Genomic DNA, 23,217 nt, shown 5'->3' on the forward strand with positions numbered 1-23,217 from the left:
CGCCCCGCTGGGGCTGTTTCGGCCGCAGCTGTTGCTGTTGACTTTAGCGCATCTATTATCAGTAAGTTCTTGGTAAGCTATGGGTTTGAGTAAGCCTAAAATTCGCATCAAGCCGCCCGTGGCCGTCATCGGGGCGGGGGTGGCGGGGCTGGCCGCGGCCGCGCGGCTGGCTGTGGCGGGCCACGCCGTCACGGTGTTCGAGGCGGGGCCCTCGTTTGGCGGCAAAATGCACCAGTTTGAGTTGCCCGGCGGCTACCGCTTCGACGCGGGGCCCTCGCTCTTCACCCTGCCGCAGCTAGTGGATGATGTTTTTCGGCTCGCCCGCCGCCCGCCGGCCGACTACTTCCGCTACAAACGGCTGGACCCGATTACCAACTACTTCTTCGCCGACGGCACGCGCCTCGCGGCCTGGGCCGAGGCCGATAAATTTGCTGCCGAAGTGGAGGAAAAGCTGGGGGCCCCGGCGGCCACCGTCACGCAGTTTCTGGCGCGCAGCGGCCGGGCCTACGACGCCACGGCGGGCACGTTTTTGCACAAGTCGCTGCACAAGGCGGGCACCTACTTCAGCCCCGAAACCCTGAAGGCCGTGGGGGCCCTGCCGGCGCTGGGCCTGCTCGGCACCATGCACCAGCGCCACGCCAAGGCCTTCGCCGACCCGCGCCTGGTGCAGCTCTTCGACCGCTACGCCACTTACAACGGCTCCGACCCGTACCAAGCCCCCGCCACGCTGAGCATGATTCCGCACCTGGAGCACGGCATCGGCGCGTTTTACCCCGTAGGCGGTATCTACGCCATTGCCGAAAGCCTGCACCGGCTGGCCACGGAATTCGGGGTGAAATTCCGGTTCAACGAGCCGGTGGAGGAAATTTTGGTGGCCGATAAGCACGTCACGGGCTTGCGCACGGCCCAAGACGTGTACGATTTCGGCCGGGTGGTGAGCAACATGGACGTGGTGCCCACCTACCGCCGCCTGCTGCCCACCCAGCCCGCCCCCGAGCGCACCCTGGCCCAGCCCCGCTCCTCGTCGGCCCTAATCTTCTACTGGGGCATCGCCCGCGAATTCCCCGAGCTGGATTTGCACAACATCTTCTTCTCCAGTGACTACCAGCAGGAGTTCAAGGCCATTTTCGAGGGTAAAACCGTGGCCGACGACGTGACGGTGTACGTCAACGTCACATCCAAGAAAACGCCCGCCGACGCCCCGGCCGGCCACGAAAACTGGTTCGTGATGGTGAACGTGCCCCACGACGAAGGCCAGGACTGGGACGCCCTCACCCAGAAAACGCGCCGCCTCGTGCTGGCCCGGTTGTCCGGGGCCCTAGGTACGCCCATCGAGCCGCTCATCCGAGCCGAAAAAATCTGGACGCCGCCCGGCATCGCCGCCGATACGTCGTCGTCCGGTGGGGCCCTCTACGGCAGCTCCAGCAACAACCCGCTGGCGGCCTTCCTGCGCCACCCCAACTTCTCGGGCCGGCTCGACGGCCTGTACTTCTGCGGCGGCTCGGTGCACCCCGGCGGCGGCATCCCGCTGTGCCTGTTGTCGGCCAAAATTGTGGCGGAGCTGATTGGGTAAAGCTTTTTGAGAGGATGCGTCCCTACATCCTGACCTAAAAAAAGGGGCCCTCCGCTACGTAGCGGGGACCCCCTTTCTGCTTTTGAGCAGCAACGTTAATCGTAGGCTGGCTTGTCGATGCTGGCCTTGTCGTGGCCCCGGTTGGGGTGGGTGATGCCAGCATCCAACGCATCTTGTTCCAGCTGCTCTTCCTTGGCTTCGCTAAAATCGTCCACCGGTAGGGCGTCGGCTTTGGGGTGGCCTTCTAGGTTGCGCTGGTCGGAGTTCTCGCTGTCCTTCTGGTTGTTGTGGTGGGTAGGCATGGCAGAAGTAAGTTAGGTGGGGAAAGAATTGATGGGCCAAGGCCCTACTGGTCAATGGCCGTATCGGAGGCGTTGAAGTCGGTCAACTCGGCGTTGGTATCGGTGCCGGTGATGGGCTTGATGGGCTTGGGCTCCATTTCGCCCATGCCCACGCGCGAGGCGGGGTTTTCCATCTCGTCGGGGCCCTTGCGGCGGTCGTCGGCGTCCAGCTCGTCCACGGGGCCGCCGGGGTTGTGCACGGCCACCAAGTCGGGGTCGTCGTCGTAGGTTTCGAGGGCCGGCAAATCCTGGTTGGCGCGGGCGTCGCGGCCCTCGTCGTCCGAGCGCATGTTGTCGGCGGGCGGGCTCATGGCGTCGGCGTTTTCGTTCACGCCCAGGGCGGTTTCGCCGCCGGCCGTGTCGGAGCCGTAGCCCTGCTTGCCCTCGCGGTTGCCGAAGCCGCCGCGGGCGTCGTCGTTCTTGGGCGGGTCGGCGTTGGGGATGTAGTGGCCAGCGCGCATCTCTTCGTCGGTGGTGTCGTCGTTGATGACGCGGATGGGGCGGTTATTGGGATCGACGGGCATCGGAGCGGCGGGTGAAGTGATTGAAAGGCTAAGGAAAGGTGTACTTTGGTTTGGCCCTTTAGGTTGTGCACCGCTACCGCCCCGGCCTTTCCCCCTGCCCCATGTGGACCGAAACCGACAACAGCCTGCGGCGCGGCTTCCGCTTCGCCGATTTCAAAACCGCCTTTGCCTTCCTCACCGAAGTAGCCGCCGAAGCCGAGCGGCTCGACCACCACCCCTGGTTCAGCAACGAGTACGGCGCGGTCGAATTCCGCCTGCGCACCCACGACCGGGGCAACACCGTGACGGCCCGCGACCACCGGCTGGCCGCCGCCATCGACGCCGTGGCCGCCCGGTATTTTTAGTGAGCAGTTGGCAGGGAGTAGCAATTGCTATTGAAGCCGTGTAGGAATTGGCCAAAAACCATTAGCGCGGCATTCAACAGGTAATCTCCACCAGCTATTCACGGCTAACTGACCCCTGCCCCGGCTACCTTTGCCCCATGCCCGCTCCCCCCGCCCTCACCCTCGTGCCCACGCCCATCGGCAACCTGGAGGACATCACCCTGCGGGCCATCCGGGTGCTGGGCGAGGCCGACCTGGTGCTGGCCGAAGACACCCGCGTGAGCGGCCGCCTGCTCCAGCACCTGGGCCTGAAAAAACCGCTGCTCAGCTACCACCTCCACAACGAGCACCAGCAAGTACCCCGCCTGCTGGAACGGCTGGAGAAAGGCGAAAAAATGGCCCTGGTGAGCGACGCCGGCACGCCCGGCATCTCCGACCCCGGCTTCCTGCTGGTGCGCGAGTGCCTGGCGCGGGGCTTGGCCGTGGAGTGCCTGCCGGGCCCCACGGCCCTGGTGCCGGCCCTGCTCAAATCGGGCTTCGGGGCCGAGCGGTTCACGTTTGAAGGGTTTTTGCCCGTCAAAAAAGGCCGCCAGACCCGCCTGCGCGAGCTGGCCCCCGAGCCCCGGACGATGATTTTTTATGAGTCGCCGCACCGGCTGGTGAAAACTCTCGGCCAGCTGGCCGAGGTGTTCGGGCCCCAGCGCCCGGCCTCCGTGAGCCGGGAGCTGACCAAGCTATTTGAAGAAACCGTGACCGGCACGCTGGCCAGCCTGGCCACCGAGTTCGGGGCCCGGGCCGCCATCAAGGGCGAAATTGTGCTGGTGGTGGCCGGCAACCCCGCCCCGCCCGCCCGCGAAGGCCGCGCCGGTCGCTACGACCACGAAGAAGCTGAAGACGAAGACGATGCGCCAACCAACCACCGCGATGCCGACGACGAGTTTGGCGAAGATTAGCCCTTGGCGGCACCCCGCCGCGCTGGCCCTGCTGGGGGCCGCCCTGCTCTGGACCGGCTGGTCCACCAGCGGTAAGCTCTGGCCCCTGGGCCTGTTCGTGGGCTGGGTGCCCTACCTGCTCCTGGAGCACCGCTTCACGCAGCAGGGGGCCCGCAAGGGCCGCGTGTTTGCCGGCACCTACTTATTGCTGGTGCTCTGGAACGCCTTCACCGTGTGGTGGGTGAGCTACGCCGACCTGGCCGCCGGCATCGCTGCCGTGGTCCTGAACGCGCTGCTCATGTGCCTGCCGCTCATGGCCTTCCGCCAAACCAAGAAGCGCCTGGGGCCCCGCATCGGCTACCTCGCGCTGCCCATCTACTGGATTGCCTTCGAGCAGCTGCACCTGCGCTGGGACCTCACCTGGCCCTGGCTCACGCTGGGCAACGGCTTTGCCGCCGTGCCGCAGTGGGTTCAGTGGTACGAATACACCGGCTTCCTGGGCGGCTCGGTGTGGGTGTGGGCGGTGAATTTGCTGGTTTTCTTTGCGTTGGTTGACAAAAAGACGTTGGTACTTGCCAACGAAACGGCCACGGCAGTGGTGGCCGGGCCGGCTGATTTGGTAGGTATGCGGCCCTTTGGGACGAGATTCATAGCGCCTTTTTTGGCGATAATACTGCCGCTTATCCTCTCCTTCGCCATTGGTGCTACCTACCAGGAGCAGGGCCCCGGGGCCGAGGTGGTGGTGGTGCAGCCCAACGTGAACCCCTACACCGAGAAGTTTGCTGGGACTCCTGACTTCGTTTCCTACGACGAGCAGCTGACGCGGCTGCTGGCACTCAGCACCCGGCAACTCACGCCCCAAACCCGGCTCGTGCTCTGGCCCGAAACCAGCCTGGCCGACCATTACCAGGAACGGGTTATCAACAATTACCCCCGCATCCAGCGCATCCGGGCCTGGCTGGGGCAGCACCCGGGCGTGGCCCTCGTCACGGGCATGACCAGCATCGTGACCTACCCCAGCAAGGAAGCCGCCACCGAAACGGCCCTCTTCCGCGACGAGCTGGGCTACTACGACGTGTGCAACACGGCCGCGTACTTCGCCGGCCCGGCCGCGCCGGTGCAGTTCTACCACAAGGAGCGGCTGGTGCCGGGCGTCGAAAAAATCCCCACCTTTCTCACGTCCCTCATCAGCCACATCGACCTGGGCGGCTACGTGGGCAGCTACGGCACGGTGCCCGAAACCACGCTGTTCCGCGTGCCCGGGGCCCCCGCGCTGGTGGTGCGGCCCCTCGTGTGCTACGAGTCCATCTACGGCGACTTCACGGCCCAATACGTGCGCGGCGGGGCCAACCTGCTGAGCTTGGTCACGAACGACGCCTGGTGGCACGACTCGCCCGGCTACCGGCAGCTGCTGCGCCTGGGGGCCCTGCGCGCCATCGAAACCCGCCGCGACCTGGCCCGCGCCGCCAATACGGGCTTCACCGGCTTCGTCAACCAAAAGGGCACCCTTACGCAGCTGGCCCCCACCTGGGTGCCCACCGCCAGCCGCGCCACGGTGCACCTGAACGACAAGCTGACCTTTTATACCCGCGTGGGCGAGTACATCGGCCGCGGCTGCCAGGCCCTGGCCCTGCTGCTACTCGGCTGGGTAATTGCCCGCGCCTTCGCGGGGCCCCGGGTAGCAAACCAAGTAGCCCGTCATGCTGAGCCTGTCGAAGCATCTCTCCCGCAGCAGTAATCAATTACTTGCGCGGGGGAGCTGCTTCGACGGGCTCAGCATGGCGTTTTAGAACCACTTTCGACGCCTCAACTTTCTAACTAGCAAGAATGACCGATTACCTCGCCCTCTCGCACCAAGTAGCGGCCCTGTGCCGCAAGACTGCCCAGTTTATTCTGCACGAAGCCAAAACCTTCGACCCCAGCAAGATTGAAAACAAAGGCCTGCACGACATGGTGAGCTATGTGGACCAGGAAGCGGAGCGCCGCCTGGTGGCCGGCCTGCGCGAAATCCTGCCCGCCGCCGGCTTCATCACCGAGGAAGGCACCGCCGGGCCCGCCGCGGAGCGCCAGGAGTTCACCTGGATTATCGACCCGCTCGACGGCACCACCAACTTCATCCACGGGCTGCCGGTATTTTCGGTGAGCGTGGCCCTGCTGCACGGCCCCGACCTGGTGGCGGGCGTGGTGCACGAGGCCAACCGCGACGAGAGCTTCCGCGCCGCCAAGGGCCACGGGGCCTGCTGTAACGAGCAGCCCATCCGCGTAACCGGGGCCCCCAAGCTGGCCAACTCGCTCATCGCCACCGGCTTCCCTTACTCCAAATTTGCCCAGCTCGACGCCTACCTGAAGGTGCTGGGCAGCTTCATGCAGCGCACCCACGGCCTGCGCCGCCTGGGCTCGGCCGCCGCCGACCTGGCCTACGTGGCCGCCGGCCGCTTCGACGGCTACTTCGAGTTCAACATCAACTCCTACGACGTGGCCGCGGGCCTGCTGCTGGTCACCGAAGCCGGCGGCCGCGTCACCCAGTTCCTGGAGGACGGCGACCCGCTGTTCGGCCGCGAAGTGGTGGCCAGCAACGGCCTGCTGCACGAGGAGATGCAGGAAGTGATTCGGGAGTTTTGGGGGTAGATTGGGGCCCGGGAGTGTCTTGGTTGGTTCTGGTTTTAGTCCTTTAACATAATCCGAGTTATGTCCCCACTCTTGTAATAAGTGCAGGTTATACATAACTAATTCTAAGCATAAATATTAGAACTATTTAGAAATAGCTAGTTGGCTACCGCGCTTTTAACTGCTGCGGCTATCGCTTCCATCTGACTACCTCCCTCTTTATCCAGTATCACTTTCCCATCCTTGCCAACCACTACATAGTGGGGAAAACTGGTGACGTGGTACGCTGTCTCCTCCGCGGGGGTCCCCACCACATGGAGATACGTTGCCTGCTGGCGATGCAAAATGCCTTCTGCCCGGGCAGTGGCCCCCTTGGACTGGTCTAACAAGACGCCAATGACTACCACCTGGCCCGGATAGGTATTCTGTAGCTGCTGCAATTTGGGCATGGACGCGATGCAGGGGGCACAGGACGTTTCCCAAAAGTCCAGTACCACTACTTTGCCTCGGTAGGTCTGCAACTTAATCGGGGTCTTGGTAGAACTCAGTAGCTGAAAGGGTGGAGCCGGCCGCCCGAGTAGCGAAGGGGCTGCCACGGGCGCGGGAGCCGGCACGACTGGACTGTATTCGGCTAGGAAAGCAGGGGTTTGTAGCTCTTGCGTTCGAGCGGCCGCGTTAAGCTGAACTTTTGAGAGCAACTTGCGCGTAATCCAAGGGCGGCCTCCGCGCACCATTGACGTTCGCACGGCGCGGACCAGACCGGTTGTGCCATCCAAGAACAAGTCGGTAGAACGGTTCAAGACATCAACAGCTGGTTGGTCGGGATAGCGTAAGTGCAGCACCCCACCCTGCGGGCTCGGGCTGTAGGTAACGCTTTGGTAGGTAGAGTCAATGGCTAAGAGTTCCTCGACTAGCAATTGCCCCGTCGGACTCCCTAAGATTGTTTGGTCATAAGGGTCTTTAATGACGCGGAAGGTTTTGGCCTTGTCGTCTAGGTCGAATCCCACATTACCATTGTAGTAATAGGAGGCACCCAAATCTGGACGATGCCCGATAAAGCTCACACCCAGCAACTTACTTTTTGGGTTTCGTTGGAGCACTACTTGGCCAGTACGGGTCCAAACAGTGCTCGTACCGATGGTATCAATTCGTTGTACCTCGTAGTCAGCGGCGTTGAGTGCAGCAATAGTTGTACGATAGGTGTGGAGCCTATCAGCTCCTGTTTGCGCGAAAATGTGCTGCCCAGCGCCTAGTACCAAAAGAGCGAAGAGTAAATTATATTTCATGTGAAGGAACCTGATTAGCGGTAAGTATACGCGCTAAAGTGGGGTAGTTTAGAGCTTGTTGTGTGGGTTAACTAGTCTTAAGATGAGTTACAAAGAGCTTTTTACGTGTTGTAAACGGTCGTTCGCAATATGTAAATTTATTCGGCTTCTAACCAGCACCTCCACTTACAGCACCCGCCCCAAACGTAACCCGGGGCCCCAGCGCAAACTTTTGCTAGGCCCCCGGCGTTTCTAAACAGCTATGCTAGTTCAATATATCCTTGTGGCTGCCATCGTGTTGGGGGTCCTATTTTTTCTGGGCCGCCGGGCGTGGCGGGCCTTCTTCTCGAAAGAGCAAGTGGGCTGCGCCAAGGGCTGCGGGGCCTGCGGTGGCATCGACGTGGACCGCTTGGAGCGCACCATCGCGGCCCGCACCGGGCGCTGAGGCCGACCTGAGGTAATTTTAGCAACGTGGTAACCTGCGGCTGCCAGCGGCCCGTATAGCTGCCGAGCTACTGCCCCGCGGCGGGGCTTTATTTTCCCACCAATTACCGCCCCTCGCCATGCAAGACAAAGAAGAAGAACGCTCGCTCGTCAACGTCGAGAACAAGCTGAACAAGGACGGCTTCACCCAGGACTTCACCGTGACCGATGGCCGCCTGCACACCATGGACACGAGCACTAGCAAAAGCTACACGCCCGGAGAAGTGACCATCGTGGATTTCTACCGCTTCGAGGGCGAAAGCAACCCCGACGACACGTCCATCCTCTACGCCATCGAAGCCAACGACGGCGTGAAGGGCACCATCGCCTCGGCCTACGGCGTGTACGCCGACACCGACACCGATGACTTCCTCAAGCAAGTGGAAGATTTAGGTAAAAACCTGACCAAGAAGGATAAGTAGCGCTATTTTGCGTGTGCGACCATTAAAAAACGGTCATGCCCATCTGGCGTCCGCGCAGCCGAAGCATCTCCCCCGCTGGGTAATCTAATTGATTGGGTCACTCAGCGGGAGAGATGCTTCGGCTGCGCGGACGCCAAATGAGCATGACCGTTTTGGTAGGGTTTAGACCAAAAACCCCGCTTACTTCTTAGTAATCGTGAACTCCACGCGGCGGTTGAGGGCGCGGGTGTCTTCTTGGTCGTTGCTGGCCACGGGCTTGGTGCCGCCGTAGCCCTCGGTGGTGATGCGGGCTGGCGTGATGCCTTTGCTGATGAGGTATTTGCGCACTTCGTTCACGCGGTCGAGGCTCAGCTTGAGGTTCAGGGCCGGGTCGCCCTGGTTGTCGGTGTGGCCCCCGAGCTTGATTTCCACCGTCGGGTAGTCGCGCATGATGCGGATGAGGCGCGACAGCTCGGGATAGGAGCTGGTGCGCAGGTAGTACTTGCTCTGCTGGAAGAAGATGTTGTTGAGCTTCACCGTCTGGCCCACCACGAAGGGCACCATGAACAGGTCCTGGGTTTGCTCCGAGTACTTGTCGCGGGCCGTCACGTCGAGGTTGGCGTTTTCGGCGATGTAGTTGGCGGCCTCGGCGCGGTAGCCGTACTGTACACCGCCGGGCAGCACAATGGTGTAGGAGCCGTCGGTGGGGTCGGTTTCGGCGGTGCCGATTTCCTCGCCCGTCAGCAGATTTTCGTAGTGGATGATGGCCTTGATGGGCTTTTTGGTGGCGGCGTCCAGCACCTGGCCGCGCACCAGCGTCACGGCTTCGGGCTTGAAGGCGGGGGCCAGGGCAATGCGGAAGATGTCCTTCGAGTCCTTGATGCCGTTGCGGGTCGAGACCAGGTAGGCGTCGTCGCCGGCTGCCGATACGGTGTAGTAGGCGTCGAAGTCGGGCGAGTTCACGGCGCTGCCCAGGTTGCGGGGCGGGCTCCAGTTCGTCCAGCTGTCGTCGAGGCGCTTGGAGTAAAATATGTCCGACTTGCCGTAGCCGCCGCGGCCTTCGCTGGCAAAATACAGCGTCTTCTCATCCGGGGCCAGGAAGGGGGCGAAATCGGCCTTTTTGGTGTTCACGTTGGGCCCCAGGTTGCGCGGGCGCGTCCACGTCACGGGTTGGCCGGGGGGGCTGGGCTTCGGAAAGCTCACGTACAAATCCTGCTCGCCCAGGCCGTCGGTGCGCTCCACGGCCAGCAGCAGGGCCTTGCCCGAAGTGGCGAGGAAGTAGTCGGCGTGCTCGTCGTCGTTGTTGTAAAAGTCCTCGATGACCACGTCGACCGGGGCCGACCAGCCACCGGCGCCGTGGCTCGACACGCTGGGGCCCTTGGGCACCAGGCCCTCGGGGGTGTAGTGGCCCAGCAGCAGCAGGCGCTGGCCATTGGCCGATACCGAGGCCAAGCCGTTGGGGTCGTTGGCGGTGTTCACGGGGCCCCCCAGGTTTTTGGCCGCGCCCCAGGTTTTGGCACTGGCGCTTTGCAAGGTCGAGTACCACACATCCTGCGGGTCGTTGCGGCCCCCCACGTTGCCGGGGTGGTTCTGACGGGCGAAGTACAGGGTGCGGCCGTCGGGCGAAATCACGGGGTGGGTGTCCACGTACTGGCTGTTCACGGTGGGTCCCAGGTTCACGAGCGACGAGTCGAAGCGGGCCACGCCGGCCGCGCCCGCGTCGGGGGCCTTGAAGTCCTTCTTCACCATGCTCTGCGTCACGTCGGCCACGCCGATGGCGTCGACCTGGTTCACGCCCTCCACCTTGGCCGTGTTCAGGTGCACCACGGCCCCCACGGTGCGGTAGGCGGGCTTGGCCGGGGCCACCTTCACTTCCAGCGTGCGGTACGAGTCGGGCAGGGGCCCGGGGTTGTCGTTGGTGTACACGTCGTGGTGCTCACCTTTGGTGTCCACCAGCTCGATGCGCGTCACGGCCCCGGGGTTGAAGTTTTCCACCACCGTAACCTGCTGGGCCAGCACCGAGCGGGCGAAGCGCACTTCAATGAACTCGTCGCGGCCCTCGCGCTTCGGAATCCAGGCCTTGTCGTTGATTTGGCCCAGCGGCAGCGCGTTGGGGGCCCCCAGCACCTGGTCGGGCGAATAGGCTGCCTTGCCCTCCGATTTTTGCGACGACACGGCCACCAGCTTGCTGGCCCACACCGCGTGCTGGGCCTGCGCTGCCGGGGCCGCCGCCGCCGCCGCCGTCAGAGCAAAGAGTAAAAAAGGAATCTTCATAGCTGGTCAGCGGATAATGCCGCTGCGGAGATAGAAACACGCAAATGCCGCGTGCTGAACGAGTAAGGGCCATTTTAGCCGTGCTAATTTAGCCAAAAGCCGCGTCCTGCGGTACAGGTACGGGGCCCCTTCCGCTTGGGTTGGCGGGGCCCCGCCAACCCGGGCAAGCTTACTGCGCGCCCAGCACCAGCTGCTCGGGCAGGTTCATCAGGTAGTCGCCGTAGCCGCTCTTGCGCAGCGGCAGGGCCAGGGCCCGCAGCTCGTCGGCCGTGATGAAGCCCTGGCGGTACGCCACTTCCTCGATGGCGCCCACCTTCAGGCCCTGGCGCTGCTCAATCACGCGCACGTACTCGCCGGCCTGCATCAGGCTCTCGAAGGTGCCCGTGTCGAGCCAGGCCGTGCCCCGGCTCAGGATGCCGACCTTCAGCTTGCCGCGGCGCAGGTATTCCTTGTTCACGTCGGTAATCTCGTACTCGCCGCGGGGGCTCATTTCCAGGTTCTTGGCGATTTCCACCACGCTGTTGTCGTAGAAGTACAGGCCCGGCACGGCGTAGTTACTCTTGGGCTGGGCCGGCTTCTCCTCGATGCTGAGGGCCTTTTTGTCGGCGTCGAACTCCACCACGCCGTAGCGCTCGGGGTCGTGCACGTGGTAGGCGTACACCACGCCGCCGTCGGGGTGGCTGTTCGATTTCAGCAGCTCCTCCAGGCCCGCGCCGTAGAAAATGTTGTCGCCCAGCACCAGCGCCACACTGTCCTGGCCGATGAAATCCGCGCCCAGCACGAAGGCCTGCGCCAGCCCGTTGGGCACCGCCTGCACCACGTATTGGAAATCGCAGCCCAGGCTTTTGCCGTCGCCGAGCAGTTTCTGGAACTGCGCCTGGTCGTGGGGCGTGGTGATAATCAGCACTTCCCGGATGCCGGCCATCAGCAGGATGCTCAGCGGGTAGTAAATCATGGGCTTGTCGTACACCGGCATCAGCTGCTTGCTAACGGCCAGGGTGAGGGGGTGCAACCGGGTGCCGGAGCCGCCGGCGAGGATAATGCCTTTCATTTGAATTGTTTAATTGTTGATTGTTAAATTGTTGATTATCGGAGCATTGTTTATTGTCAATGAAATTAACAGTTTGATAATCAACAAATAACAACTCAATACTTAGCCATTAATTTCTTTTCTGAATAAATGCCTGGTTGGCCTTGAACCAGTCCAGCGTCTGCTGCAAGCCCTCGCGGATGCGAATCTGGGGCGCGTAGCCGAGCAGGTTGCCGGCCTTGCCGATGTCGGCCAGCGAGTCGCGGATGTCGCCGGCGCGGTCGGGGCCGAACTGCGGGGCCAGGTCCGAGCCGGCTTCCTCGCGGAGGATGTCGTATAGCTGCACCAGCGAGGTACGGTCGCCCACGGCGATGTTGTACACTTGGTTCAGGGCCCCGGGGTTGGTGGTGAGGGCGGCGCGAATGTTGGCCTGCACGCAGTTCTCCACGAAGGTGAAGTCGCGGGTTTGACCGCCGTCGCCGTTCAGCGTAGGGGCCTGGTTTTCCAGAATGGCGTCGATGAACAGCGGAATGACGGCCGCGTAAGCCCCGCCCGGGTCTTGCCGGGGCCCGAAGATGTTGAAGTACCGCAAGCCGATGATTTCCAGCCCGTAGGTGCGGGCAAACACGTCGGCGTACAGCTCGTTGGCGTACTTCGTGACGGCGTAGGGCGAGAGCGGCTTGCCGATGCGGTCTTCCACCTTGGGCAGGCCGGGGTGGTCGCCGTAGGTGCTGCTGGAGGCCGCGTACACGAAGCGCTGCACGCCCGCGTCCTTGGCGGCGGTCAGCATTTGCACGAAGCCGCCCACGTTCACGTCGTTGGTCAGCACCGGGTCTTTGATGGAGCGCGGTACCGAGCCCAGGGCCGCCTGGTGCAGCACCACGTCGATGCCCGCGCAGGCCGCCGCGCACGTCTCGGCGTTGCGGATGTCGCCGTCCACGATTTCCAGGGCCCCGTTGCCCGCAAACAGCGCCAGGTTTTTGCGGAAGCCGTTGGAGTAGTTGTCCAGGGTCCGCACCTTTTTGGCCCCGTACTTCAGCAGGTATTCTACCAAATTGGAGCCGATGAAGCCCGCGCCGCCGGTAACCAGAAACGTGGTGCCCGACAGCGGCCGGTCGTGGAAGGGGGTATCGTACACTTGGTTTGAATTATGAGTTTTGAATTATGAATTATGAATTAGAACTGGCTTTTCACAAGACATTAGGTCTGATTTTGCCAATTCATAACTCATAATTTATAATTCATAATTAAGCACCGTATTGGCGGACGTTGTAGTCTTGGTAAGCGCCGCTGGTCACGCTGTTCAGCCATTCCTCGTTAGCGAGGTACCAGTCCACGGTTTGGGCCAGGCCCTGCTCGAAGGTGACGGACGGCTTCCAGCCCAGCTCGTTCATAATCTTGCTGGAGTCGATGGCATAGCGCATGTCGTGGCCCGCGCGGTCCGTGACAAACTTGATGAGCTGGCGCGAGGTGCCGGGGCCCTGGCCGGTTTTCTGGTCCACCACGTCGCAGAGCAGCTCGATGAGCTTCAGGTTCTGCCACTCGTTCACGCCGCCGATGTTGTAGGTATCGCCCAGCTTGCCCCTGTGAAACACGGCGTCGATGGCCGTGGCGTGGTCCTTCACGAAGAGCCAGTCGCGCACGTTTTCGCCCTTGCCGTACACGGGCACCGGCTGGCCGGTGCGCAGGCGGTGGATGGCCAGCGGAATCAGCTTCTCGGGGAAGTGGTTGGGGCCGTAGTTGTTCGAGCAGTTGCTGAGCTTGACGGGCAGGCCATAGGTGTGGTGCCAGGCGCGCACGAAGTGGTCGGAGCTGGCCTTCGAGGCCGAATACGGCGAGCGGGGGTCGTAGGAAGTCTCCTCCGTGAACATCTCCGGGCCGAAGTCCAGCGAGCCGTATACTTCGTCGGTGCTCACGTGGTAGAAGGTGTGGCCGGCGTAGCCGCCCGGCTGCCACAGGTGGCGCGCCGCGTTCAGCAAATTCACGGTGCCGATGACGTTGGTTTTCACAAACGCCATGGGGTCGGTGATGCTGCGGTCGACGTGGCTCTCGGCGGCGAGGTGAATCACGGCGTCGGGCTCTTCCTTGGCAAACAGCTCGTCGATGAACGCCTGGTCGGAAATGTCGCCCTTCACGAAGCGGTAGTTGGGCGCATTCTCAATGTCGCGCAGGTTTTCCAGGTTGCCCGCGTAGGTCAGCGCATCCAGGTTAATAATCTGATAATCGGGGTACTTCGTAACGAACAGCCGCACCACGTGCGACCCGATGAAACCGGCCCCGCCGGTGATGATGAGTTTCATAGGTTTAAGCTTTTCGCTAATAGCTGCTAGCTATTAGCTTTATGTTCGACTAATTCGGCAAAAAGCTAACAGCTAATGGCTAACGGCTTGCAAAGCAACCTGCCATTTCCAGGCGCTGGCCAGCGAGTCGAAGAGCGAGGTTTCGGTTTTAAAACCGAGCACGGTGGCAGCCTTGGTAGCGTCGGCGTAGATGGCGGGCACGTCGCCGGGGCGGCGCGGGCCGATGCTATAGTTCAGCTTTTGGCCGCTGGCTTGCTCAAACGTCTTCACTACTTCCAGCACCGTGTTGCCGTGGCCGGTGCCGATGTTAAAGGTTTCCACGGCGTCGGCGGCTTTGCGGTCGAGCAGGCGCTGCACGGCCACGATGTGGGCCTTGGCCAGGTCCACCACGTGGATGTAGTCGCGCACGTTGGTGCCGTCGGGCGTGGCGTAGTCGTTGCCGAAAATCGTCAGCTGCTCGCGGATGCCCGCCGCCGTTTGCGTGATGAACGGCACCAGGTTGTTGGGCGTGCCCAAGGGCAGCTCGCCGATTTTGGCCGAAGCGTGGGCCCCAATCGGGTTGAAGTAGCGCAGCAGAATGGTGCGCAGCTTATTGCTCGTGGCCCCCGCCACGTCGTGCACCACGTCTTCGCACATCTGCTTGGTGCGGCCGTAGGGCGAGGTGGCCGGCTTGGTGGGCGTGGCCTCCGTCACGGGCAGCGCGTCGGGGTTGCCGTACACGGTGCACGACGACGAGAACACCAGGTTCTCCACCCCGAACTCGGGCATCACTTGCAGCAGCGTCAGCAGCGAGCCCACGTTGTTGTGGAAGTAGGCCAGCGGCTTCTGCACCGACTCGCCCACCGCCTTAAAGGCCGCGAAGTGAATAACGCCCGCAACATTGCCCTCCGCCCGGAACACTTCGCGCAGCGCCTCGGCGTCGCCGCAGTCGATGGCGTAGCACGGCACGTCGCGCCCCAAAATGGCGTGCAGGCCCGCCAGCACCGACTCCTTCGAGTTGCTAAAATTGTCGATGATGACCGGCTCGTAGCCCGCCTGGGCCAGTTCTACCACCGTGTGGGAGCCGATGTAGCCGGCACCGCCGGTAACGAGAATCTTCTTCATTTTTAAGCTGTTAGCTATTAGCGACTAGCCGTTAGCTTTCTGTCAGGCGGTCAGCTACTATACTATAATAGCTAACGGCTAACGGCTAACAGCTCAAAACTTACAAGCTCCAGTAGTGCAACTCCTGCATCTGGTTGCGGTACAGGCCCTTGATGTCTACTAGTACGGCGTTGTCGGCCGTGATGGACTTGAAGTAAGCCTCGTCTTTGGCGGCGTAGGCCTTGTGGCCCACGGCCACAATCACGGCGTCGTAATCGGTGCGCAGGTCGTCGGTGGCCGTCAGGCGGAAGCCGTACTCGTGCAGCAGCTCGTCGGAGTCGGCGTGGGGGTCCACGATGTCCACGTTCACCGAGAAATTTTTCAGCTCCTGAATCACGTCGGCCACCTTGGAGTTGCGGATGTCCTCCACGTTTTCCTTGAAAGTCGCGCCCATCACCAGCACCCGGCTCTTGGCCACGTCCTTGCCTTTCTTGATCATCATCTGCACCGTTTTGCGGGCGATGTAGGCCCCCATGTTGTCGTTGGTGGTGCGGCCGCTCAAAATCACTTTGGCGTCGTAGCCCAGCTCTTTGGCCTTGTAGGTGAGGTAGTACGGGTCGACGCCGATGCAGTGGCCGCCCACCAGGCCGGGGCTGAACTTGAGGAAGTTCCACTTCGTGGCGGCCGCCTCCAGCACCTCGTAGGTGTTGATGCTCATGCGGTCGAAAATCATCGACAGCTCGTTCATCAGCGCGATGTTGACGTCGCGCTGGGTGTTTTCGATGATTTTGGCGGCCTCGGCCACCCGGATGCTGCTGGCCCGGTACACGCCGGCCTTCACCACCAGCTCGTACACCTGCGCCACCACGCCGAGGCTTTCCGCGTCGCAGCCCGCCACCACCTTCACGATGCTGGTGAGGGTGTGCTCCTTGTCGCCGGGGTTGATGCGCTCGGGCGAGTACCCCACTTTGAAGTCGTGCGGGAATTTCAGGCCCGAGAGCTTCTCCATCACCGGGATGCAGTCTTCCTCGGTGCAGCCCGGGTACACGGTGCTCTCGAACACCACGTAGTCGCCGCGCTTTAGCACCTTGCCCATCGAGGTGGAGGCCCCGAGCAGCGGCTTCAGGTCGGGCTGGGCGTGCTCGTCGATGGGCGTGGGCACGGCCACGATGAAGAACCGCGCCTGCCGCAGCACGTCCAGCGAGTCGGTGAAGGCGATGTCGCAGCCGTCGAAGGCCGCCTTGTCCAGCTCGCCGCTGGGGTCGATGCCCTGCTGCATCTGCGCGATGCGCCCGGCGTTGATGTCGAAGCCAATGACCTTGAGCTGCTTGGCAAATTCGAGGGCGATGGGCAGCCCCACGTAGCCGAGGCCGATGACGGCCAGCGTGGCCTCTTTGCGCAATAGTTGGTCGTACACGTCGGGAATGGTAAGTGGCTAAAATAAAGGGGATAACTAGCGCGAAGCAGGCGGTTTTTCGGCCGTGGCCGGCACGGGGTGCACCGTTTTTTCGTCGGGGCTCAGCTCGTAAGCTTCGCCGGTTTCGGGGCAGGTGGCGCGGCGCTTTTTGTCGAAGCGCAGGCGGTGGCCGGCGGTGCTCATCCAGCCCTGGGGGCGGGCGGGGGTGCCGTACACCAAGGCGTGGGCCGGCACGTCGCGCGTGACGACGCTGCCCGCCCCCACGAAGGCGTAGCGGCCCAGGCGCACGCCGCACACGATGGTGGCGTTGGCCCCCACGGTCACGCCCTGCTCCAGGTGCGTGGTTTGGTAGTGGCCGGGGCCCTGGCGGGGCACGGCGGCCCGCGGGTTCTTCACGTTCGTGAACACCACCGAGGGCCCCAGAAACACGTCGTCTTCGCACACCACGCCGCCGTAGAGGCTCACGTTGTTCTGCACTTTCACGTTGCGGCCCAGCCGCACGCCGTCGGCCACGAACACGTTCTGGCCCAGGTTGCAGTCTTCGCCGACGTCGGCCCCGGCGCTTACGTGGCAGAAATGCCACACGCGGCTGCCGCGCCCAATCTGGCAGCCCTCGTCGAGCACGGCCGTGGGGTGGGCGTAGAAAGCAGGGGCAGCGTGGGGCATCCGGGCCGGTGGGTTTGCAGGGCGCAAAGGTAAGGGCGCGGGCGGGGTTGGTTGGCGGTGGGGCCCCAGGTCGTATTTTTGGACCAATCGCACCCGTTGCTTCTCATGGGCTTCCCCGCTTTCTCCGCCGCTGCCGCCGAATACGTTTCGCCCGCCGATTACCTGCGCCTGGAGCGGCAGGCTGAGCTTAAGCACGAGTATTTCGAGGGAGAAATCCGGGCGATGGCGGGGGCCAGCTTCGCCCACAACCGCATTTGCGCCAATCTGACCATTGCGATTGGAACCCAGTTGCGCAACTCTTCATGTACGCCGGTGGGCAGCGACCAGCGCCTGCAAATCTTGAGCGGCAGCGCCTACGTGTACCCCGACCTGACGGTGGTGTGCGGCCCGCCAGTGTTCAACGAGGACAAAAAGCCCGACACCCTCCTCAACCCCACGCTGCTGGTGGAGGTGCTTTCGCCGTCGACGGCCAACAACGACCGGGGCGAAAAATTTATGTATTACCGCCAAATCCCCAGCCTGCGCCAGTACCTGCTGCTGGATTCGGAACGGGTACACGCCGAGCTGTACACCCTCGACGAGCTGGGCCGCTGGGTGCTGACCGAAACCCGCGACCTCGCCGCCGTGCTCGACCTGGGGCCCATTGGCTGCCGGCTGGCCCTGGCCGACGCCTACGCCGATGTGGCGCTGGCCGCGGCCGGCTAAGGCCCCGGGCAAAAAAATTAAAAATGCAACACCTCCGCCGGGTCGGGCACGGGGCCCCGGCGGGCAAACACCACGAGCTGGGCGTCTTCGTAGGCCACCCGGAAATCGGGGCGGGCCCGCAGTTGGGCCAGGGCTTTTTGGCTTTCTTCGGGGCGCAGGGGCCAGCCGGCGGCTTCGTCGGGGTGGCGCAGTAGCACCACCCCCGCGGCGTCGCGCAGCACCGGGAACAGATAGAGCCGCCGGGGGGCGGGCAGCTGCGGCACCAGGTTGGATTGCACGCTCAGCGGGCCCCGGGCCGGCAGCCGGGCCAGGGCCGCCCGCAGGGCGGCCCGGTCGTAGGGGCAGCGGTAGTGGCGGCCAGTGAGGAAGTTGGTGGTGGCGCGGTCGTACCACTTGCTCTGCCGCGCGTACAGCGTGACGAGCGTGAACCCCGCCGCCCCGGCCAGGGCCCACCGCCAGCCGCGCCGCCGCGCCGACCCGGCCGGCCGCCGCCGCACCGCATCCACCAGCGCCAGCGCCAGTACGGGCGCAAACTCGATGGAATACTGCTGGTTGATGCCCCACAGGGCCGGGTCGTTGGCCAACAGCTTTTGGCCCACGATGGGCACCAGCATCAGCGCGTACCACGGCTGCCGCCGCAGCGCCAGGGCCCCCGAGCAGAGCAGCGCCCCCCACAGCTCCAGCTTCACGTAGTCGTAGGCCCCCGAGGGGTCGGTGTTGCAGAACAGTGCCTGCGCCAGCAGCTGCGGGTGGCAGAGCAGGTTCCAGGCCATGCCGGGCACCGACGCGCCCCACTGCCGGTAGCGCACCACCTGCGAAAACGGCCGCTGGGCCACGTCCAGCGCCGGCATCACCCAGTGCGTTACCAGCAGGAAGTAGCCTAGGGCACCCGCGGCGGCCAGCCCCAGGCCCGCCACCGCGCCCCGCCGGTGCCGGTGCTGCCAGGCCAGGCCCAGCAGCACGAATACCAGCCAGAGGGCCATGTTTTCCTTGCTTACCAACAAGAACAGGGCCGCCGCGGCCGCCCATCCCCAGCGCCCCTGCCCCGCCCACAGCGCCAGCCACGGCACGGCCATGGCCCCCACCACGTTGTCGTGGTAGTCGAAGCCCAGGGCCGAAAAAATGCCCCACTGGCAGCAGAAGAAAGCCAGGGCCCAGCGGGCCTCGCCGCCGGTGGCCCCCCGGGCCCGGGCGTAGCGCCACACGCCCAGGGCCCCCAGCAGCACAGCCCCCAACTGCATTAGCAGCAGGGCCCACGCGCCGCCCACTAGCCAGTAGAGCGGCACGGCCAGGACGGGCGTTAGGCTGAAGTGAACGGACAAAAAATTGGTCGGTGGCGAATCAAGCAGCAGGGCGGCATAGGCCACGCGCCCGTGCGCCCAGTCGCCCACCACCTGCGCGGCCAGGCCCAGGTCGAGGGCCGCCGTGCGAAAGTTGTACTGGTTGACGAGCGAAACCAGTGCGTACACCACTCCAGCCAGGGCCAGCGGCAGTGCCGGCCCCCGCCGCCGGCCGGCCGGCGCGTTGCCCAGCGGTCGGCTATAAGAACTTTCGTAGGCAGAATTTTCGTGGGCGGGGGCCATCAAAAGCTGGTTATTTACCTATAAGTTGCTCGTCACGGAATGACGGCCTTTTTTGTACACTATGCCTCAAACGTCCTAGCTCGTTAATTATAGCCATCCGTCAAATTTTTATTAATAAACTGATTAACAGTAAATTATGATAAAAAAAGCTAACACTCCCTACCCCGGGTTTTCCACCACGGCCAGCACCGACTTGCCCACGCCGTAGCCGAGGAGCCGGTCGAGCCGGCGCGATACGGGCACCAGGCCCCGGTCCCAGAGCCGGACCTGGGCCAGCGTGGGGTAGGTTTGGCGCAGCAGCTTGCTGGCGGCCGCCGCCAGCAGGCCCAGGCTGTCGAGGTACACGAGCCGGCGCACGCGCCCGCCGGTGGGCAGCGCCCGCCGCAGCCGGGCCCGCGAGTAGCGCCGGAAGTGGCCAATGGCGGCGTCGAACCGGCTGAACAGCCACTGGTGGGCCGGCACCAGCACGAGCAAGTGCCCGCCCGGGGCCAGGCGGGCGTAGGCGCGGGCCAGCTCGGCGGCATCGTCTTCGATGTGCTCGACGACGTTGACGTAGAGCACGGCGTCGAACAGGCCCTCGGCGGCGGGCAGGGCGGCGAGCGTGCCCACGCGCAGGCGCACGGCGGGCGGCAGGCCCCCCGCGGCCCGCCGGGCGCGGAGCTGCGCGGCCAGGGCGGCGTCGGGCTCCAGGCACAGCCAGTCGGCGGGGCGGCCGTCGCACAGGGCCCGGGTGGTGCCCCCGATGCCGGCCCCCACTTCCAGCACCCGCCCGCGCAGGTAGGGCCGCAGCAGGGCCCCGTAGTAGGCCTTCCAGTGGGTGGCGTGCTCGGCCAGTACCAGCTCGTCGCCGAGGTAGTGGGCCGCGTCGGCGGGGGAAGGTGGAGGCATAAAGCGGAGCGTAAACGACGCAAAGGACGCCCGGCGGCAGGCAACCGGGGCCCTACCGGCCGCAAAATAAAGCTGGGCCTGGGCCGGTGCGGCCGCCCGGCCGGTGGCACCAAAAAAACAAACCGGCGGCACGTTCTTGGCGTAAAGAAATGTGATAGGGCCTTATAAATCCATTACTTACGTAATATTGGCGTTCCAACACCGCCCCAGCCGGCCGCTGCGCCCCGCCGAAAAGCCGGGGCCTTGGGAAACCCCAATACCTTGAGTAGCAGCCGCAAGGCAGGTCTGTTCTCTTTCGTTCACCACGTCTTAACCGCTCCCTCCTCTTGGTTAAATTCGACACACTCTCCATCGTCATCCCGGTGTACAACGAGGCCCGGACGATTCACCAGATTCTGGACCTGCTGCGCGAGCTGGAGCTGACCAACGGCATTGCCAAGGAAATCATCCTCGTCAACGACTGCTCGACCGACGCCTCGGCGGCCACCATCCGGGCCTACGCCGCCCAGTACCCCGCCCTGGGCCTGCGCCTGCTGGAGCACGCCGTGAACCAGGGCAAGGGCGCGGCCCTGCACACGGGCATCCGCGAGGCCACCGGCGACTACGTCATCATCCAGGACGCCGACCTGGAGTACGACCCGGAGGAATACAACCTGCTGATGAAGCCCATCCTGAAGGGCTTTGCCGACGTGGTGTTCGGCTCACGCTTTTTGGGCGGCAACCCGCACCGCATCCTGTTTTTCTGGCACAGCATCGGCAACAAGCTGCTCACTTTCCTTTCCAACGCCACGACGGACTTGAACCTGACCGACATGGAGACGTGCTACAAACTCTTCCGGCGCGACATCATCCAGGGCATGAAGCTGGAGGAAAAACGTTTCGGTTTCGAGCCCGAGGTGACGGCCAAGGTGGGCCGCCTGCGCGACATCCGCGTGTACGAAGTGGGCATCAGCTACTACGGCCGCACCTACGCCGAGGGCAAAAAAATCGGTTGGCGCGACGGCTTCCGCGCCATCTACTGCATCCTCAAATACGGGCTGCTTGGGGCGTAGCCACCGGCTCCGGCAGGCACACGGCAGCACAGCGGCAGCTCTTATGGAAAATTTCGGCACGGGAGAAGCCCCCGCCCGCCGCACAGTGTGGTGGTGGCTGGCGCTGGGCGCGGTACTGGTGGGCGCGGGGCTGCGGCTGTGGCAGTGGGCGCTGGGCACCACGTTTTTTATGGACGAGCTGGCCGTGCTGCACAACGTGGCCACGCGCCCGCTGGGCCCGCTGCTGGGCACGCCGCTGGCCGAGGCCCAGGTGGCCCCGCCGCTGTTTCTACTGGCAGAAAAAGCCTGCCTGGTGGCGCTGGGGCCCTCCGAGCAGTCGCTGCGCCTGCCCTCGCTGCTGGCCTCGCTGGCGGCGCTGGGGCTGCTGTGGGCCGTGGCCCGGCGCGTGCTCGACGAGCGGCTGGTGCCGCTGGCCGTGCTCACGGTGGCCGTGGGCTTCACCTTCGTGTACTACAGCGGCCAGGCCAAGCAGTACGCCGGCGACGTGGCCGGGGCGCTGCTGGTGCTGCGGCTGGCCCTGGGCCTGCGCGGCGCGGCGCGGCCCCCGGGGCGCTGGTGGGTGGGGGCGGCGCTGGCCGGGCTGGTGCTGCCGTTCTATTCGCAGGCGTCGGTGCTGGTGCTGGCCGGCTGCGGCGCGGCGCTGGCGCTGCTGGCCCTGCGCGACCCCGGCCGGCCCCGCCTGTGGGCCACGCTGGCGGTGGTGGGGGCCTGGGCCGCGGGCAGCGGGGCCAGCCTGGCGCTGGCCCAGTTCCTGCTGCGGCCCGTCACGCGGGCCTTCATGCACTACTTCTGGCGCGAGGGCCTGCTGCCGCTCAGCGCCCGCCTGCCAGCGGTGCTGTGGGGCGAGCTGGCGGAGCGCTGGGCCAACGGCCTGGGCTGGCCGCACCCCGCCAGCGCGTGGGTGGCCGCCGGCGTGCTGGGGGCGGGGCTGCTGTGGCGGCGGCGGCGCGAGGCGGCCCTGCTGCTGCTGGCCCCCTGGGCGGTAGCCGCGGCGGCTTCGGCGCTCCAGCAGTTCCCGCTGCGCGCGCGCCTGATGGATTTCCTGGTGCCCGTCCTGGTGCTGCTGGTGTTCGCGGCGTTGCAGGAGGCCGTGCGCTGGGCCCGGGCCCGGAGCCGGCCGCTGGGCGCGGCGGTGCTGGCCCTGGGGGCCGCGCCCGTGGCCTACAGCACCACGCGGCACAACCTGCCGCCCTACTGCATGGAAGACGCCAAGCCGCTGCTGGCGAAACTGGCGCGGGCCCGCCGCCCCGCCGACGCCGTGTACGCCTACTACGGGGCCGGCCAGTACCTGCGCTGGTACGGGCCGCGCTACGGCCTGGCCCCCTACCGCCTGGGCCACTGCTACCGCCACCTGCCCGGGGCCGAGCGCCGCTACCTGCAAGAAGTGGACGCCTTCCGCGGCCGCCGGGTGTGGGTGGTGCTGGTGCACTTCGACCCGGCCGAGGCCCACGACCTGACCACTTACCTCGACAGCATCGGGCACCGGGGCCCCCGCATCGCGGTGCCCTGGCACATGCCCGACGAAGCCGTGGGCTACCCCCTGGCCTACGCCCAGTGCTACGACCTGACCGACGCCCGGCGGGCGGCCCGCTTCGCGGCGGCCACCTTCCCGCTGCCGCCCTCCCCGCCCCGGTCCGCGGCCGAAATCTGCTGGAGCTGCTATGGCCCCCAGGTCATCACCGACGGCCGGCATTAAGTTATTCGTTATCAGGCATTAATCAGCTTATAACTCATTGACTGAGTAACGACTGGCGGCCCATTTACCATTGC

Annotated in this window: 22 protein-coding genes; 10 read left to right on the forward strand and 12 right to left on the reverse strand. The window is 64.5% G+C overall.

From position 1 onward, the window contains the following. The first annotated feature begins 85 nt into the window (after nucleotides 1-85). On the forward strand, nucleotides 86-1,573 hold the full coding sequence (crtD, locus tag HNP98_RS10065; RefSeq protein ID WP_246275073.1) for a 1-hydroxycarotenoid 3,4-desaturase CrtD: 1,488 nt from the start codon (nucleotides 86-88) through the stop codon (nucleotides 1,571-1,573). 95 nt (nucleotides 1,574-1,668) lie between these two features. Here the strand turns inward: crtD and HNP98_RS10070 are convergent, their stop codons facing one another. Next, nucleotides 1,669-1,875, reverse strand: a complete 207-nt coding sequence (locus tag HNP98_RS10070) for a hypothetical protein (RefSeq protein WP_173809947.1) — start codon at nucleotides 1,873-1,875, stop codon at nucleotides 1,669-1,671. Nucleotides 1,876-1,919: 44 nt separating this feature from the next. Continuing rightward, on the reverse strand, nucleotides 1,920-2,438 hold the full coding sequence (locus HNP98_RS10075) for a hypothetical protein (protein ID WP_173809948.1): 519 nt from the start codon (nucleotides 2,436-2,438) through the stop codon (nucleotides 1,920-1,922). A gap of 65 nt (nucleotides 2,439-2,503) precedes the next feature. Between HNP98_RS10075 and HNP98_RS10080 the strand changes: the two genes are divergently transcribed. The 4 genes from HNP98_RS10080 (at nucleotide 2,504) to HNP98_RS10095 (ending at nucleotide 6,321) form a co-directional block, all read left to right on the forward strand. Then, on the forward strand, nucleotides 2,504-2,782 hold the full coding sequence (locus HNP98_RS10080; RefSeq protein ID WP_380266377.1) for a 4a-hydroxytetrahydrobiopterin dehydratase: 279 nt from the start codon (nucleotides 2,504-2,506) through the stop codon (nucleotides 2,780-2,782). 137 nt (nucleotides 2,783-2,919) lie between these two features. Next, nucleotides 2,920-3,714 carry a 16S rRNA (cytidine(1402)-2'-O)-methyltransferase gene (gene rsmI, locus HNP98_RS10085; RefSeq protein WP_173809950.1) on the forward strand — a complete coding sequence of 265 codons (795 nt, stop codon included), beginning with the start codon at nucleotides 2,920-2,922 and terminating at the stop codon, nucleotides 3,712-3,714. After that, the gene (gene lnt, locus HNP98_RS10090; RefSeq protein ID WP_246275074.1) at nucleotides 3,701-5,431 is read left to right on the forward strand and encodes an apolipoprotein N-acyltransferase; all 1,731 of its coding nucleotides are present in this window, start codon (nucleotides 3,701-3,703) and stop codon (nucleotides 5,429-5,431) included. The genes rsmI and lnt overlap by 14 nt, the downstream gene beginning before the upstream one ends. Nucleotides 5,432-5,520: 89 nt before the next feature. After that, the gene (locus tag HNP98_RS10095; RefSeq protein ID WP_173809952.1) at nucleotides 5,521-6,321 is read left to right on the forward strand and encodes an inositol monophosphatase family protein; all 801 of its coding nucleotides are present in this window, start codon (nucleotides 5,521-5,523) and stop codon (nucleotides 6,319-6,321) included. Between the two features lie 137 nt (nucleotides 6,322-6,458). Here HNP98_RS10095 and HNP98_RS10100 read toward each other — a convergent pair whose 3' ends face one another. Beyond that, on the reverse strand, nucleotides 6,459-7,586 hold the full coding sequence (locus HNP98_RS10100) for a TlpA family protein disulfide reductase (RefSeq protein ID WP_173809953.1): 1,128 nt from the start codon (nucleotides 7,584-7,586) through the stop codon (nucleotides 6,459-6,461). A gap of 241 nt (nucleotides 7,587-7,827) precedes the next feature. Between HNP98_RS10100 and HNP98_RS10105 the strand changes: the two genes are divergently transcribed. Both HNP98_RS10105 and HNP98_RS10110 read left to right on the forward strand, forming a co-directional pair. Then, a complete protein-coding gene (locus HNP98_RS10105) occupies nucleotides 7,828-8,010 on the forward strand; it encodes a FeoB-associated Cys-rich membrane protein (RefSeq protein ID WP_173809954.1) in 183 nt (60 codons plus the stop codon). A gap of 118 nt (nucleotides 8,011-8,128) precedes the next feature. Then, nucleotides 8,129-8,470, forward strand: a complete 342-nt coding sequence (locus tag HNP98_RS10110) for a hypothetical protein (RefSeq protein ID WP_173809955.1) — start codon at nucleotides 8,129-8,131, stop codon at nucleotides 8,468-8,470. Between the two features lie 180 nt (nucleotides 8,471-8,650). On the opposite strand, the gene HNP98_RS10115 is transcribed toward HNP98_RS10110, so the two are convergent. The 7 genes from HNP98_RS10115 to HNP98_RS10145 all read right to left on the reverse strand — a co-directional run bounded on the left by HNP98_RS10115 (nucleotide 8,651) and on the right by HNP98_RS10145 (nucleotide 17,219). Continuing rightward, nucleotides 8,651-10,723 carry an OmpA family protein gene (locus tag HNP98_RS10115; protein WP_173809956.1) on the reverse strand — a complete coding sequence of 691 codons (2,073 nt, stop codon included), beginning with the start codon at nucleotides 10,721-10,723 and terminating at the stop codon, nucleotides 8,651-8,653. Nucleotides 10,724-10,892: 169 nt separating this feature from the next. Beyond that, on the reverse strand, nucleotides 10,893-11,774 hold the full coding sequence (gene rfbA / locus HNP98_RS10120; RefSeq protein ID WP_173809957.1) for a glucose-1-phosphate thymidylyltransferase RfbA: 882 nt from the start codon (nucleotides 11,772-11,774) through the stop codon (nucleotides 10,893-10,895). A 109-nt stretch (nucleotides 11,775-11,883) separates the two neighbouring features. After that, the gene (locus HNP98_RS10125) at nucleotides 11,884-12,891 is read right to left on the reverse strand and encodes an SDR family oxidoreductase (RefSeq protein WP_173809958.1); all 1,008 of its coding nucleotides are present in this window, start codon (nucleotides 12,889-12,891) and stop codon (nucleotides 11,884-11,886) included. Between the two features lie 109 nt (nucleotides 12,892-13,000). Beyond that, nucleotides 13,001-14,053, reverse strand: a complete 1,053-nt coding sequence (gene rfbB / locus HNP98_RS10130; protein ID WP_173809959.1) for a dTDP-glucose 4,6-dehydratase — start codon at nucleotides 14,051-14,053, stop codon at nucleotides 13,001-13,003. A gap of 72 nt (nucleotides 14,054-14,125) precedes the next feature. Then, nucleotides 14,126-15,157: a UDP-glucose 4-epimerase GalE gene (galE, locus tag HNP98_RS10135; RefSeq protein ID WP_173809960.1), complete on the reverse strand. Its 1,032-nt coding sequence runs from the start codon at nucleotides 15,155-15,157 to the stop codon at nucleotides 14,126-14,128. Nucleotides 15,158-15,257: 100 nt separating this feature from the next. After that, a complete protein-coding gene (locus HNP98_RS10140) occupies nucleotides 15,258-16,553 on the reverse strand; it encodes a nucleotide sugar dehydrogenase (protein WP_173809961.1) in 1,296 nt (431 codons plus the stop codon). Between the two features lie 36 nt (nucleotides 16,554-16,589). Continuing rightward, a complete protein-coding gene (locus tag HNP98_RS10145; RefSeq protein WP_173809962.1) occupies nucleotides 16,590-17,219 on the reverse strand; it encodes an acyltransferase in 630 nt (209 codons plus the stop codon). Nucleotides 17,220-17,324: 105 nt separating this feature from the next. Here HNP98_RS10145 and HNP98_RS10150 point away from each other — a divergent pair, with 105 nt between their 5' ends. After that, a complete protein-coding gene (locus tag HNP98_RS10150; protein WP_173809963.1) occupies nucleotides 17,325-17,924 on the forward strand; it encodes a Uma2 family endonuclease in 600 nt (199 codons plus the stop codon). 17 nt (nucleotides 17,925-17,941) lie between these two features. Here HNP98_RS10150 and HNP98_RS10155 read toward each other — a convergent pair whose 3' ends face one another. Beyond that, nucleotides 17,942-19,507, reverse strand: coding sequence for a DUF2079 domain-containing protein (locus tag HNP98_RS10155; RefSeq protein WP_173809964.1), 1,566 nt, complete (start codon nucleotides 19,505-19,507; stop codon nucleotides 17,942-17,944). Between the two features lie 159 nt (nucleotides 19,508-19,666). After that, nucleotides 19,667-20,395 carry a class I SAM-dependent methyltransferase gene (locus HNP98_RS10160; protein ID WP_173809965.1) on the reverse strand — a complete coding sequence of 243 codons (729 nt, stop codon included), beginning with the start codon at nucleotides 20,393-20,395 and terminating at the stop codon, nucleotides 19,667-19,669. 326 nt (nucleotides 20,396-20,721) lie between these two features. Between HNP98_RS10160 and HNP98_RS10165 the strand changes: the two genes are divergently transcribed. Together HNP98_RS10165 and HNP98_RS10170 are read left to right on the forward strand one after the other, a co-directional pair. Beyond that, entirely contained in the window at nucleotides 20,722-21,447 is a 726-nt protein-coding gene (locus HNP98_RS10165; RefSeq protein ID WP_173809966.1) for a glycosyltransferase family 2 protein, read from the forward strand. Between the two features lie 43 nt (nucleotides 21,448-21,490). Next, nucleotides 21,491-23,143 carry a glycosyltransferase family 39 protein gene (locus tag HNP98_RS10170; protein WP_173809967.1) on the forward strand — a complete coding sequence of 551 codons (1,653 nt, stop codon included), beginning with the start codon at nucleotides 21,491-21,493 and terminating at the stop codon, nucleotides 23,141-23,143. Nucleotides 23,144-23,217 lie beyond the last annotated feature (74 nt).

Origin of the sequence: Hymenobacter caeli, assembly GCF_013294115.1 — a bacterium.
Classification (GTDB): Bacteria; Bacteroidota; Bacteroidia; order Cytophagales; family Hymenobacteraceae; genus Hymenobacter; species Hymenobacter caeli.